We start from the raw sequence: 13,557 nt of genomic DNA on the forward strand, positions 1-13,557 counted from the left end.
GTGGCTGCCGCAGTGCAGGCGCCGGTTGCGTGCAGGGCGGCAGGGGTCGCACGACCGGCGCCGCGTCGGCCTGGCGCGTGCCCTAGCTCCGCGGGAAATCCGCGATCTGTCCGGTCGGAATCCCTTCCTCGACCAGCAGCACCGGAATGCCGTCGTCGATGCGATAGACCAGGCGATGGTCGTGGGTGACCAGCGCCTCGCGCAGGGGACCGGCCTGCGGCGCATCGTCCACGCGACGCAGGGTTCCTGCATTGGCGGCGGAATTGAGCGCAGCGAGGCCGGCCTTGCCGAGCAGGGCCAGCGGTTGCCGGCTCGCGGGGCAGACGAGGAGGTCGAGCAGCTTGCGGTCCATGGCGGGAACACCGGGGGGCGAACCGCTAGAATACGTCTTTAGGCACGGGAACAGCCATGTCCGCCACTCCTGACAGCCCGCTGGTCGGCGTCGTGATGGGTTCGCGCTCCGACTGGGACACGATGCAGCACGCCGCGCAGAAGCTCGAAGCGTTCGGCATCGCGCACGAGGTGCGGGTCGTCTCCGCGCACCGCACGCCGGACGTGCTCTTCGACTATGCCGCGAACGCGCAGCAGCGCGGCCTGCGCGCGATCATCGCCGGGGCCGGGGGCGCGGCGCACCTGCCCGGCATGCTCGCGGCGAAGACCATGGTGCCGGTGCTCGGCGTGCCGGTGCAGAGCCGCGCACTCAACGGCCTGGACTCGCTGCTCTCGATCGTGCAGATGCCCGGCGGCATCCCGGTGGCGACCTTCGCGATCGGCCAGGCGGGCGCGACCAATGCGGCCCTGTTCGCGGCCGCGATGCTGGCGGCGGACCGGCCGGAGATCGCCGGGGCGCTGGCCGCGTTCCGCCAGCGGCAGACCGAAGACGTCGCCGGCAGCGACGATCCGCGGAGGTGATCGCGCGATGAGCACCGCCGGCATCGACGGGCGCGCGCGCCTGTCCCCCGTTTCCCATCGCTCTTCCGGTTGGAGAGGACGCGTCGGTGGTCGCCAGGCGTCCCGTCGCGTGAACCACGGTCTGCGGGAACGCTCATCGCCATGACCACCGTCGGAATACTGGGCGGCGGTCAGCTCGCGCGCATGCTCGCGCTGGCAGGCGCGCCGCTGGGCCTGCGCCTGCTGGTGATGGACACCGTGGCCGACGCCTGCGCGGGCCAGTGCGCGCCGCTGCTGGTCGGCGACTACCGCGACGAGGCCGCGCTGGCCGAATTCGCCTCCAGGGTGGACGTGGCGACGTTCGATTTCGAGAACGTGCCGGCGGAGAGCGCGGAGTGGCTGGCGCAGCGCATCCCGGTGTTTCCCAGCCCGCGTGCGCTCGCGGTCGCGCAGGACCGCCTGGCCGAGAAGACCCTGTTCCGCGAACTCGGCATTCCCGTGCCGGAGTTCGTCGATGTCCCGACGCGCGCCGCGCTCGAGGCCGCGGTGGCGCAGTTGGGCACGCCCTGCATCCTCAAGACGCGCCGCCTGGGCTACGACGGCAAGGGCCAGTTCCGGATCAGGTCGGCGGCCGACGTCGGCGCCGCCTGGGACGCGCTCGGCGGCCAGGTGGCGAACGTCGGCCTGATCCTCGAAGGGTTCGTGGCGTTCGATCGCGAACTGAGCGTCATCGGTGTACGCGGTCGCGACGGCGAATTCCGCAGCTGGCCGCTGACCGAGAACTGGCACGTCGACGGCGTGCTGTCCGCGAGCCTGGCGCCCGTCGCCTGCACGCCGGCACTGGCCGAGCAGGCGTACGCGCATGCGCGCGCGCTGGCCGAGCGGCTGGAGTACACCGGCGTGTTCGCGCTGGAACTGTTCTGCCGCGACGGTCTGCTGCTGGCCAACGAACTCGCGCCGCGCGTGCACAACTCCGGACACTGGACGATCGAGGGCGCGGAGACCTCGCAGTTCGAGAACCACATGCGCGCCGTGCTCGGCCTGCCGTTGGGGGATACCGGAATGCTCGGTCATGCCTGCATGCTCAACTGGATCGGCGCGATGCCGGACGCCGCACCGGTGCTGCAGGCGTCCGGTGGCCATTGGCACGACTACGGCAAGTCTCCGCGCGCGGGCCGCAAGGTCGGCCATGCCACGTTGCGCGCCGGCGGCCCGGTGGAACTGGCGCGGATGCTGCACGATGTCGGATCGGCCCTGGGGCGCGTGGAGCAGGTCGCGCCCGTCATCGGGTCGCTTCGTTCGCGCGGATGACTGCGTCGCATCCTGGCGGGCCGTTGCCGGCGCATCGAGGATCGTGCCGGTAACCGGAGCGGCCAGCCCGGTCCCGGGAGGGAAGCTGGAAACCCGGATCCGGGCTGGTTTCGGCCCGGACCTGCCTTCGCCGCCCGCGGACACGGTGCCTGGATGTGCGCAGCCACGCGTATCGCGCGTATCGATGGGCGACCCGAGCGCAGGGAGGTCGGGCGCCCGCGCGATCTTTCCCGGCACTGGCTGCGCCAGCGCCGTGGGCTCGGCACCTACTGCAGTCGCGACGCGACCTTGTCCCAGTCGACCAGCTGCCAGAACGCCGCGAGGTAGCGCTCGCGCGAATCGCCGTAGTCGTGCGCGTAGGCGTGCGGCCACAGGCAGAACGCGAGCAGGGGCGTGTCGCTCCCCGTCAGAGGCGTGACGGACTGCGGCGTGGCCAGGATCGCCAGACGGCCGTCGCGCCGCTGCGCCAGCCAGACCCAGCCGGGTCCCGCCAGTTGCTGCGCAGCTTGGTCGAAGCGCTCGCGCAAACGCTTCGCGTCGCCGAACGCACCGCAGATCGCTTCGGCCAACCGGCCACCCGGCGCGTTGGCACCTTCGGGACGCGGCGCACGCAGCGCCTCCCAGTAGAACCCGTCGCACCAGGCCTGGGCCGCGTGCGCCGCCAGCATGCCGCGCGCGCGGCGTGCGAGATCGTCCAGACGCAGGTCTTCGGCTTCCGCCTCGCCGCCCAGGATGGCCGCGATCGCATCGAGTTGCGCCTGTTGCTGGCGTCGGTGCAGATCGATCCCTTCCACCGAGAATTGCGGTGCGAAGGACAACGGGTCGCAGGGCAGGGGCTGGATCTGGAGCGGCATGGCAGGGTCCGGCAACGGATGCGGGCGGAAGTCGGGTGGCGCCCGGCATACAATACGCAAACCCGTTTTCGCGGTGGCGGCGCCGGCCTGTTTCCGGCCCGGGACTGCGCAGGAGCCTGCCCATGGCGGTATTGGAACGCATCAAGGCCGAAGTCGAAAACCACCCCGTGGTGCTGTTCATGAAGGGCACGCCCCAGTTCCCGATGTGCGGATTTTCCAGCCGCACGGTCGAGGTGCTCAGGGAAGCCGGTGCTGGCGGCATCCATACGGTCAACGTGCTGGAGGATCCGGAGATCCGTGCCAACCTGCCCCGGTTCTCGAACTGGCCGACCTTCCCGCAACTGTTCATCCACGGCGAACTGATCGGTGGCTGCGACATCACCCTCGAGCTGCACGAGAGCGGCGAACTGGCGAGGATGATCGCGGAAGTGCAGAAGGCGTGAGCGCCGCGGCGTCGGCGCGCGACCACCGGCCGCTGGCCGGGCGGGTGGTGCTCGTGACCGGCGCGTATGGTGGCTATGGCCATGCGGTTGCGCTCGCCTGCGCCCGCGCGGGCGCGACCCCGGTGCTGCTGGGACGCAACGCGCGCAAGCTGGAGCGGGTTGCGGATGCGATCGGCGAAGCCGGCGTCGAGGCCTCGCTGTATCCGCTGGATCTCGAGGGCGCGGGCCCCGACGACTTCGCCGAACTCGCCACCCGCATCGGCGAGCGCTTCGCGCGCCTCGACGGCCTCGTGCATTGCGCCGCCGGCTTCCACGGCCTGACGCCGCTGGAGCATACCGATCCGGCCGTGTTCGCCCGTGCCCTGCATGTCGATCTCACCGCGCGCTGGTGGCTGACCCAGGCCTGCCTGCCGCTGCTGCGCGCATCCGATGCGGGCAGCCTGGTGTTCGTGATCGACCCGGCGCCCGCTGCCGCGCCGGCCTACTGGGGTGGCTACGGCATCGCCCAGCAGGGCCAGGAAGCACTGGTGGCGATGCTGGAAGCGGAAACCGCGTCGACGCCGCTGCGCGTCCACGCGTTGCGGCCCGGCCCGATGCGCACCCCGTTGCGTGCACGCGCCTACGCGGCCGATGGCGACCGGGTGGCGCGCGATCCGGCCGCGTTCGCGCAGGCCTGCATCGAACTGCTCTCACCCGCCGCCGGGCCGGTCGGGATCACGCAGTGACCATCCTGTCCGCGGCGCTGCTGCTGTTCCTGATCCTCGATCCGCTGGGCAACATCCCCGTGTTCCTCAGCATGCTGCGCCGGCTCGAGCCCCGGCGACAGCGCATCGTGCTGGCCCGCGAGCTGCTGATCGCGCTGGTCGTGCTGATGCTGTTCCTGTGGGCCGGCAAGTACGCGCTGGAGGTCATGCACCTGCGCCAGGAATCGGTGGCGATCGCCGGCGGCATCGTCCTGTTCCTGATCGGCATCCGCATGATCTTCCCGCCGCCCGAAGGCCTGATGGGCGAAATCCCGGACGGCGAGCCTTTCATCGTGCCGCTCGCGATTCCCCTGGTCGCGGGACCCTCGGGCATGGCCGCGGTGATGCTGATGGGCAGCAAGGAGCCCGACCGCCTGCTCGACTGGAGCCTGGCTCTGCTCCTGGCCTGGGCCGCGACCGCCGCGATCCTGTTCTCGGCGACCTCGCTCTACCGCCTGCTCGGCGCCCGCGCCCTGACCGCGATCGAGCGGCTGATGGGCATGCTGCTGGTCGCGATTTCGGTCCAGATGCTGCTGGACGGCATCAGCGGCTACCTCGGCCGAGGTGCGCCCGGGTGAGTGTTGCGCTGCAGCAACAGTCACTTAGCGCCACTATCTAGATCCGCCATCAAATCCAGTCGACTCAAGCACTTCCGTGAATTTGACGGCTGTCTTTTTGCTGTCATGTGCAACCGTTAACGTGTTAATCTGAAGTTAACCGATGTGACTTGTGCCCGCCCTTCGTGCCGGGCAAGGGGCCGCCCATGGCGGCGAGGCGCACCGGTTCCGCCATCACACGACCACTGCATCGAGGCCCTCCACCATGACCCACCGCAACCGCGTCCGACTGTCCAAACTGTCGATCGGTCTGATCGCCGCCCTCGCCGCGGCGCCCGTCTTCGCCCAGAGCACCTCCGCGGGCGTCGGCGGCCTCGTCACCAACGACAGTGGCCAGCCGGTCGCAGGCGCCGAAGTCGTCATCACCCATGTCGAGTCGGGCACGGTCAGCCGGGCAACCACGGACGCAGCCGGCCGCTACAACGCGCGCGGCCTGCGCGTCGGCGGTCCGTACGAGATCACCGTCACCAAGTCGGGCGAGGGCACGCGCACCGAAGACAATGTCTACCTTTCGCTGAACCAGGTCACCGCGGTCAACACCCAGCTGTCGGGCGATACGACCACGCTGGACACCGTGGCGGTGACGGGATCGCGCCTGTTCGACACCTTCAACCCGGACAACAAGGGCGTGGGCACGTCGGTCAGCGGCCGCCAGCTGGAGATCATTCCCCAGAGCAGCCGCTCGCTCGACGACGTGGCGCGTCTCGACCCGCGCATCTCGGTCACCGACCAGGCCAGCGGCGCGATCTCCGTGGCCGGCGTCAACAACCGCTACAACACCATCTCGGTCGACGGCCTGTCGCAAGGCGACCCCTTCGGCCTGAACAGCAATGGCATGCCCTATACCGGCAGCCCGATCTCGATCGACACCATCGCCGCCTACGACATCAAGGTCGCCGACTACGACGTCGCGGCCGACACCGTGGGCGCCACCGTCAACGCGGTCACCAAGTCGGGCACCAACGAGTTCCACGGTTCCGTGTACTACGTGTACAAGAACGCCGGCGACATGGTCGGCAGCCGCGACGGCGAAGACTACGACCTGTTCGACGCCGACAAGACGATGGGTTTCACCATCGGCGGCCCGATCGTGAAGGACAAGCTGTTCTTCTTCGCCTCGTACGAGGAGCAGGAGATCACCGAATTCGGCGGCGCGTCCACGGCCGACGGCCTGACCAACGGGTTCGTGACCCAGGACGAGCTGGATGATGCGATCGCGGCCGCTACGGCCCTGGGCCTGCAGCCCGGCACCCGCGACTCCGGTGGCGTCAACCTCGACAACAAGCGTGCCCTGGTCAAGCTGGACTGGAACATCAACGACTACCACCGCGCCAGCCTGACCTACCAGCAGACCGAAGAGTTCCGGCCCTCGCCGTACGATGCGTTCTCCGACACCGTCGTGCTGTCGAGCCACTGGTACAACATCGACAACATCACCAAGAACACCTCGCTGCAGCTGTTCAGCGACTGGAACGAGAACTTCTCCACCGAGGTCAAGCTCAGCCACCAGAAGTTCGACCAGGTCAACGGCAACCCGATCGACCAGCCGGAAGTCGAGATCGAGACCGCGGACGGCGGCTCGATCTTCATCGGCGAGGACAACAACCGCCACGAGAACCAGATCAACACCGAACGCTACACGCTCTCGGCGTTCGGTACCTATTACGCCGACAACCATACGATCAAGGGCGGCTTCGAGTACCTGCGCCACGACGTGTTCAACCTCTACGGTCGCGACCTGCACGGCTCGTACGTGTTCGAGAGCGTGGACGACTTCGCCGCGGGCGACTACGACGTCTACAACCTGCGTCGTCCGTCCCCCGGCTTCACCGAAGCCGATACGGCCGCCGCGCTGGTCTACAGCCAATTCAGTCCGTACCTGCAGGACACCTGGGCGGTCACCGACCAGCTGTCGCTGACCTACGGCGTGCGCGTGAACATTCCCAGGGCCGACAAGGCGCCGGTCCGCACCCCCGGCTTCGAGGATGCCTTCGGCTTCCCGAACGACTACAAGCTGGGTTCGGACAACAAGGTCATCATGCCGCGGCTGTCGTTCAACTACGCGTTCGACACCGAGCGCTACTCGCAGCTTCGCGGCGGCGCCGGCGTGTTCCAGAGCATCCCGCCGTTCGTGTGGCTGGCCAACCCGTACCAGAACAACGGCGTGACCTCGGTGTCGTACCGTTCGTTCGATCCGGACGATGCCCCGTTCAGTCCCGATCCCTACAACCAGAACGTCCCGGACGGCGCCTCCGGTGCGCCCCGCTACCAGGTCGACTCGATCGATCCTGATTTCAAGCTGCCGACCGTCTACAAGTTCAGCCTCGGCTACGACGCCGAACTGCCGTGGATGGGCCTGATCGGTACGATCGAGGCGCAGCAGATCCAGGCCAAGGATGCGGTGTTCTACCAGGCGCTGAACCTGGGGCCGGCACAGGGCACGCTGGCCGATGGCCGCCAGTACTTCTGGTGTGAGCTCGGCAGCACGAGCAGCAGCAACCGCACCTGCGGCGCCAACCCGGGCTTCACCACCAACTCCACGGTGATGGGCAACACTAACAAGGGTTCGGCCACCTCGGTGACGTTCGCCCTGAACAAGCCCCTGGCCGACAACTGGTTCGGCAGCCTCAGCTACACCTTCACCGACGCCGAGGAAGTGGCTTCGGACGGCAGCTCGCAGGCGTTTTCCAGCTACCAGTACGTCTCGCGCGTGAACCCGAACCAGGAGTTCTCCACCCGTGCCGGCCGCATGGTGCGCGATTCAATCAAGCTCAGCGTGGGCTGGGAGAAGGCGCTGTTCGGCAACTACATGACGAGCGTCTCGGCCTTCTACAACGGTCGCTCCGGCCTGCCCTACACCTGGACCGTCAACGGCGACACCAACGGCGACGGCATCTTCCAGGATCCGGCGTACATTCCCATGGTCGACGATCCGATCGTCAGCTACGGATCGGCCACGCCCGAACAGATCACGGCGTTCCACGAGTACATCTCGAACAACCCGTACCTGGCCTCGCGTCGCGGCAGCATCGCCAACCGCAACGGCGACCGTTACTCCTGGGTGAACCAGCTCGACGTCAGCCTGCAGCAGGAGCTCCCCGGCTTCTTCAGGGAGCACAAGTCGGTGATCCGGCTGGACATCTACAACTTCCTCAACCTGATCGACAGCGACTGGGGCGAGACGATGGGCGAGACCTTCTCCGACAACACCCGCTACCTCGCCCGGCTGGCGGCGGTGAACGAAGATGGCACCTACACCTACGACCTGGGCACCGCCGAGCGCCCGACTTGGGAGCAACTGACCCCGTACGACGCCGCCGGCTCGTACCCGTCGCGCGTGGTGTCGCGCTGGTCGGCCATGCTGACCTTGCGTTACCAGTTCTGATCGAAGGTTCCGACGAAGCAGGAAACGGCCGGGGAAACCCGGCCGTTTCCGTTTCCGGAGCGGCTTGCGCTACAGTCTCGTCCCGAACGAGAGACCGCGAATGAAGAACCACGAGAGCGAGACGGCGGCGACGGCGCTGCCGGTGGTGAGTGCCCGGATCTATCCCAAGGGCGGGCTGGACATCCTCTCGCGCGACGAGGTCGCGCGGCTCAAGGACGCGTCCGCCGGCGGCATGCACGACCTGCTGCGCCGCTGCGCGCTGGCGGTGCTGACCAGCGGCAGCGCCTCGGACGACCCGCGCGCGGCGCAGGAGCTGTACCCCTCGTTCGACATCCAGGTGCTGCAGCAGGACCGCGGCGTGCGCATCGACCTGATCAATGCACCGGCGATGGCCTTCGTCGATGGCGAGATCATCCGCGGCGTCGCCGAACTGCTGTTCGCCGTGGTGCGCGACCTGGCCTACACCGCGATCGAACTCGGGCCCGAGCCCGGTACCGACCTCGAAACCTCCCCCGCGCTGACCGACCTGGTGTTCGGGCTGCTGCGCAACGCGCGCATCCTGCAGCCGATCGAGCCGAACCTGGTGGTGTGCTGGGGCGGTCATTCGATCGGCCGCGAGGAATACCAGTACACCAAGGACGTCGGATACCAGCTCGGCCTGCGCGGACTCGACATCTGTACCGGCTGCGGCCCGGGCGCGATGAAGGGGCCGATGAAGGGCGCGACCATCGCCCATGCCAAGCAGCGCAAGCGGCGCACGCGTTATATCGGCATCACCGAACCGGGAATCATCGCCGCCGAATCGCCGAACCCGATCGTCAACCACCTGGTGATCATGCCGGACATCGAAAAGCGCCTGGAGGCGTTCGTCCGGCTCGGCCACGGCATCATCGTGTTTCCCGGCGGCGTCGGCACCGCCGAGGAGATCCTCTACCTGCTCGGCATCCTGCTGCGCGAGGAGAACGCCAGCCTCCCGTTCCCCTTCATCCTCACCGGCCCGACGCCGGCCGCGCCGTACTTCGAACGCATCGACCAGTTCATCCGCCTGACCCTGGGCGAGTCCGCTGCGGCACGCTACGAGATCATCGTCGCGGATCCGGAAAAGGTGGCGAAACGAATGACCGCGGGCGTGCGCAAGGTGCGCGAGCACCGCATCGCGCAGAAGGACTCGTTCTACTTCAACTGGGGCGTGGACATTCCGCTGCCCTACCAGCAGCCGTTCGTGCCGACGCACGAGGCGATGGCCGCGCTCGACCTGCGCCACGGCCGAAGGCCGCAGGACCTCGCCGCGGACCTGCGCCGCGCGTTCTCCGGGATCGTCGCCGGCAACGTCAAGGAAGACGGCATGCGCCGGGTGGAGCAGTTCGGCCCGTTCCAGATCCGCGGCGACCACGACATCATGCAGGCCCTGGACGCGCTGCTGCGCGCCTTCGTCGAGCAGCGGCGGATGAAGATCTCGGGCGAGTACCGGCCCTGCTACCAGGTGACGGCCTGAGGTACGTGGCTTCAGGCCTGCGTCGGCAGGGTCAGCGTGGCGGTGTGCTGGCCGTCCTCCACGCGGGTCTCGACGCCGCCCTCGCCATGGGTGAAGACCTGGATGCGCGAGCGCACCGCGCTCAGGCCGATGCCGTGCCCCGCCGATGACGGGGTGACTTCGGAAGGCAGCGAGTTGCGGACGTCGATGGCGACCGCCGCGGGTGTCCGCCGCAACACGACCGATACCCGCCCGCCGGTCCTTGACGGTTCGATGCCGTGCTTGATCGCGTTCTCGACCAGCGGCTGGATCGACAGTGGCGGAATCTCGATCCCGCGCAGTCCGTCATCGGATTCCGGCACGTCCCAGTGGACCTCCAGCCGGTCGCCGAAGCGCAGTCGCTCGATCTCCATGTAACGTTTCGTCAGCGACAGCTCCTCGCTGAGCGACACGCGTTCGCGACCCGAGATCGCGGCGCGGAACAGGTCCGCCAGGTCGAGCAGCAGCCGCTCGGTGGCCTCCGGCCGCGCATGCACGAGCGCGATCCCGGTATTGAGCGCGTTGAACAGAAAGTGCGGCCGCAGGCGCGCCTGCAGCGCATCGAGTTCCGCCTGCTTGGCGCGCACCGCCAGCTGGCGGGTGCGCCAGTAGCTCTGGAAAGCCGCCAATGCCAGCAATCCGACTGTCAACGCGATCACAGATACCCGTGTCACATAAGAAAGCCAGCCGCCCCCAGGGGTGAGCTTGACATCGTGCAAGAATAGCCAAGCCAACCCGCTGACAAGCCATGTGCTCAATAACAACGCGCCCAATGCAGTCTGGGCAACGCGCATGGGCGAGGCCTCGGCGAGCTTCCTGCGTCCGAGATACAACAGACCCAGGGAACTCAGCGAGATCCATTGGATCGCGAACGACACGATGCCGAAGTAGGCGAGCCGATCCGACAGCATCCCCGGGGCTAGCGCCAGGACCACGGCAAGCGCCTCGCCGGCCGCCACCAGCCTAAGAATCGTACCGGCTCGCCATAGAGTATCCAGCGGTCTGAGATCGGCGTGCAGAGAAGGCATGTTGGGCCTCGAAAGGGCTGGCATCTGTCCAAGTACAGGTGCGTCAAGGAGTCCGCTGCAACTGGGGAGTTTAGCCACCCAGCCGGCTCATCGTGCCGTTCATCACCGGGGGCTGGAGTTGAGGCTGGCGTAGGGCTACGGTACGGCATCCGTAGTGGGGGGATGTCGTGCATGCATAGTGTCACCGCTGAAGGTCGACGGGGGCCCGCCGGATGGTCACGGCCGCTGTCAGGCTTCACCCTGATCGAGCTCGCGGTGGTACTTGCTGTCGCGGGAATCCTCGCGGCGATCGGGTACCCGGTATTCACTTCCATCATCAACGGAAGCCGGCTCAACTCCAGCGCTGACGAGCTGACAACGTCGCTCCAGCTCGCGCGCAGTGAGGCGGTTCGCAGGAATGCACGCGTTTCAGTCTGCGGCAGCGCAGATGGAGCGGCGTGCGGAGGGGCCTGGAATCATTGGCTCACCGTGTTGGAGTCTGACGCTACGGTGCTAAGAGTTCACGAGGTCAGACCTCCGGTGCAGGTGAGCTCCGCGGCAGCGCGAATCACCTATGGCGCTAACGGCCTCGCGGTGACGGCAGTCAACACGGCCGTCAACATCTGCATTCCCACGAACCTGCCGTCCGAGAATCAACGTGTGGTAAGGCTCACGTCAGCGGCTCGCGTCTCAAGCACGCGGGCCGTTGGTGCGGGTGCTTGTCCCTAGTGCAGACGAGATCATGATGAAACCAATGAGAATTTCGAGGACTACATCGCGGCGGCGAAGTCAGCATGGCGTGAGCCTGATTGAAGTCATGGTATCTGTCCTGATCCTGGGCATTGCCTTGCTTGGGATTGCAGCGATGCAGTCGATGGCGCTCCGAAACGGCCAGAGTTCGCTGGAACGAAGCCAGATCGTTGCCTATTCCTACTCGATCCTCGACGCGATGCGTGCCAACCGAGATGCGGCCCTTTCGGGGGCATACAATCTTGCAAGCATGCAGTGTGAGATCCCGCCAGCGGGGTCGTTGGCGGAAACGGATCTTCGTCAGTGGATACTTTCCCTGAAGGATGGCATGAGTGCAGATCCGGTGAACGACAGCACAACATGCGGTCAGGTGGTTTGCGCTGCGGGTGTCTGTACGATCACAGTGCAGTGGGACGACACCCGGGCCCGGTCGGTGGATGCAGCCGCTGCTGACGCGGCGAATGCCGAAGGTGGAGCGCAGCGGCAGGTGCAGACGGTGGCGCGGCTATGAGTGGCAATCGACATGTGTTGGCATACACGCCAAACGAGCAGCGTGGGTTCTCGCTGATCGAACTGATGGTCGCGATGGTGATCGGTCTGGTTGTGCTGAGCGCCGTGACGGGGATTTTCCTTTCCAGTCAGCGGACCTATCGGACAACCGAGGGGCTGGGTCGCGTGCAGGAGAGCATGCAGTTTGGCTTCGAACTGATGGCGCGGGATCTTCGCGAAGCTGGCGGCAATCCCTGTGACGTCAATCTGCCGATTGCCAACGTGGCAGATCAGGCGGGCGCTAATTGGTGGACCAACTGGGCGCAGCCCTTGAGGGGTTTTGACAATGGCGCACTAGCGGGTAGCGCAGCTGCGACGGACGCCGTCCAGCTGTTGTTGATGGGTGAAGAGGTCGTCAACGTGGTCAGCCACGTCGGTACGGTGTTCTCGGTCGACGATACAGTGGATTTTGAAGCCAATGACGTTCTCATGGCATGTGATATGCGTCAGCTCGCAGTCTTCAGGGCCGGTGGTGTCGACGAGGGGGCGAACACGATCAGTCATTCCCACACCGGCAACTGCAGTGACATCCTGAATGTGCTCCCTGCCCCATGTGATGGGACTGCACCTGCCTATCTGTATGCACAGAACTCTGTGATCAGCGGCTTGCGTGGAGTGCGGTGGTTTGTTGCGGACAACGCGAACGGAGGCCGCTCCCTTTTCCGCGCTGTGAATGGCGGAGCGCGAGAAGAGATGGTTGAAGGTGTCCAGAACATGCAGGTTCAGTACCTGCAGGGTTCCGATTCCGGCAGCTATGTCGATGCGGGTGGCGTCACCAACTGGCAACTGGTTTCATCGCTGCGGATAGTCTTGACGGCGCAGAGCAGTGATGCGGTCGGAACGGATGACAGCCAGCTGGTGCGCAGGCTGGAGCACGTCGTCAATCTCAGGAACAGGACGCCATGAGTTCGTATATGAAATCCGTCAGCCAGCGTTCTCAGCGTGGCGTGAGCTTGCTCGTGGTGATGATCGTGTTGGTGGTGATGACCATTGTGGGGTTGGCTGGCATCCGCAGCACGCTCTTGAGGGAACGCATGAGCGCGAACATGTACGATCGCAGCCTCGCGTTCCAGTCAGCGGAATCTGCATTGCGCGAGGCTGAGCTGGCAGTGCGACAGGCCGTACTGGCAGGTACCCCGATCGGGACGGACTGCAGCGCTGTTGGCGCGTCGTGTCCCATTCCTCCGGCCGATACGTACACGGGTGGAGCCAACCCCGACTGGGTCGATGGCACGGCAACGCAGGAGCTGGCCGCAGGCGCGCCGCAGTACTTCATTCAGTTTCTAGGCCAGCGCGACAGTACGGACGAACTAAACCTCGGCTTCAGCGCGGGCGCCAATCAGTACGGTGGTGGGGGTGGAGTGCCGCTGGAGTCATTCTATCGAGTCATTGCGCGCAGCCATGATCCTGCCGTTGCCGCAGATCGTTCTGTGGTCGTGCTTCATTCCAATATCGTTATCAAGTAGGCGCAACCAGGATTCATTGGGGAAATGT

Annotated in this window: 14 protein-coding genes; 11 read left to right on the top strand and 3 right to left on the bottom strand. The window is 66.5% G+C overall.

The window, feature by feature from the left end:
- Window positions 1-82 precede the first annotated feature (82 nt).
- Window positions 83-352 (bottom strand): Trm112 family protein, encoded by a 270-nt coding sequence (locus FZO89_RS13610; RefSeq protein WP_149103766.1) that lies wholly within the window; start codon window positions 350-352, stop codon window positions 83-85.
- Window positions 353-408: 56 nt separating this feature from the next.
- On the opposite strand from FZO89_RS13610, the gene purE reads away from it, so the two are divergent.
- The gene (purE, locus tag FZO89_RS13615) at window positions 409-912 is read left to right on the top strand and encodes a 5-(carboxyamino)imidazole ribonucleotide mutase (protein WP_149103767.1); all 504 of its coding nucleotides are present in this window, start codon (window positions 409-411) and stop codon (window positions 910-912) included.
- 141 nt (window positions 913-1,053) lie between these two features.
- On the top strand, window positions 1,054-2,202 hold the full coding sequence (locus FZO89_RS13620) for a 5-(carboxyamino)imidazole ribonucleotide synthase (protein ID WP_149103768.1): 1,149 nt from the start codon (window positions 1,054-1,056) through the stop codon (window positions 2,200-2,202).
- Between the two features lie 266 nt (window positions 2,203-2,468).
- Here the strand turns inward: FZO89_RS13620 and FZO89_RS13625 are convergent, their stop codons facing one another.
- The gene (locus FZO89_RS13625) at window positions 2,469-3,056 is read right to left on the bottom strand and encodes a superoxide dismutase (RefSeq protein ID WP_149103769.1); all 588 of its coding nucleotides are present in this window, start codon (window positions 3,054-3,056) and stop codon (window positions 2,469-2,471) included.
- Window positions 3,057-3,178: 122 nt separating this feature from the next.
- Here FZO89_RS13625 and grxD point away from each other — a divergent pair, with 122 nt between their 5' ends.
- The 5 genes from grxD to ppnN all read left to right on the top strand — a co-directional run bounded on the left by grxD (window position 3,179) and on the right by ppnN (window position 9,739).
- A complete protein-coding gene (gene grxD / locus FZO89_RS13630; protein WP_149103770.1) occupies window positions 3,179-3,499 on the top strand; it encodes a Grx4 family monothiol glutaredoxin in 321 nt (106 codons plus the stop codon).
- On the top strand, window positions 3,496-4,224 hold the full coding sequence (locus FZO89_RS13635) for an SDR family NAD(P)-dependent oxidoreductase (protein WP_262378662.1): 729 nt from the start codon (window positions 3,496-3,498) through the stop codon (window positions 4,222-4,224). Before grxD ends, FZO89_RS13635 begins: the two co-directional genes overlap by 4 nt.
- Window positions 4,221-4,820 (top strand): YhgN family NAAT transporter, encoded by a 600-nt coding sequence (locus tag FZO89_RS13640; protein WP_149103771.1) that lies wholly within the window; start codon window positions 4,221-4,223, stop codon window positions 4,818-4,820. The genes FZO89_RS13635 and FZO89_RS13640 overlap by 4 nt, the downstream gene beginning before the upstream one ends.
- 244 nt (window positions 4,821-5,064) lie before the next feature.
- Window positions 5,065-8,244, top strand: a complete 3,180-nt coding sequence (locus FZO89_RS13645) for a TonB-dependent receptor (protein ID WP_149103772.1) — start codon at window positions 5,065-5,067, stop codon at window positions 8,242-8,244.
- A gap of 100 nt (window positions 8,245-8,344) precedes the next feature.
- Window positions 8,345-9,739, top strand: coding sequence for a nucleotide 5'-monophosphate nucleosidase PpnN (gene ppnN, locus FZO89_RS13650; protein WP_149103773.1), 1,395 nt, complete (start codon window positions 8,345-8,347; stop codon window positions 9,737-9,739).
- A gap of 11 nt (window positions 9,740-9,750) precedes the next feature.
- Here the strand turns inward: ppnN and FZO89_RS13655 are convergent, their stop codons facing one another.
- Window positions 9,751-10,785, bottom strand: coding sequence for a sensor histidine kinase (locus FZO89_RS13655; RefSeq protein WP_262378663.1), 1,035 nt, complete (start codon window positions 10,783-10,785; stop codon window positions 9,751-9,753).
- Between the two features lie 171 nt (window positions 10,786-10,956).
- Here FZO89_RS13655 and FZO89_RS13660 point away from each other — a divergent pair, with 171 nt between their 5' ends.
- The 4 genes from FZO89_RS13660 to FZO89_RS13675 are packed head-to-tail and all read left to right on the top strand — an operon-like array spanning window position 10,957 to window position 13,529.
- Window positions 10,957-11,493, top strand: a complete 537-nt coding sequence (locus FZO89_RS13660) for a GspH/FimT family pseudopilin (RefSeq protein ID WP_149103775.1) — start codon at window positions 10,957-10,959, stop codon at window positions 11,491-11,493.
- Between the two features lie 25 nt (window positions 11,494-11,518).
- Window positions 11,519-12,025, top strand: coding sequence for a type IV pilus modification protein PilV (pilV, locus tag FZO89_RS13665; protein WP_149104182.1), 507 nt, complete (start codon window positions 11,519-11,521; stop codon window positions 12,023-12,025).
- Between the two features lie 17 nt (window positions 12,026-12,042).
- Window positions 12,043-12,969, top strand: a complete 927-nt coding sequence (locus FZO89_RS13670; protein ID WP_187471155.1) for a prepilin-type N-terminal cleavage/methylation domain-containing protein — start codon at window positions 12,043-12,045, stop codon at window positions 12,967-12,969.
- 8 nt (window positions 12,970-12,977) lie between these two features.
- Window positions 12,978-13,529: a pilus assembly PilX family protein gene (locus FZO89_RS13675; RefSeq protein ID WP_149103776.1), complete on the top strand. Its 552-nt coding sequence runs from the start codon at window positions 12,978-12,980 to the stop codon at window positions 13,527-13,529.
- The last annotated feature ends 28 nt before the right edge of the window (window positions 13,530-13,557 follow it).

This window comes from Luteimonas viscosa (assembly GCF_008244685.1).
GTDB lineage: Bacteria > Pseudomonadota > Gammaproteobacteria > Xanthomonadales > Xanthomonadaceae > Luteimonas > Luteimonas viscosa.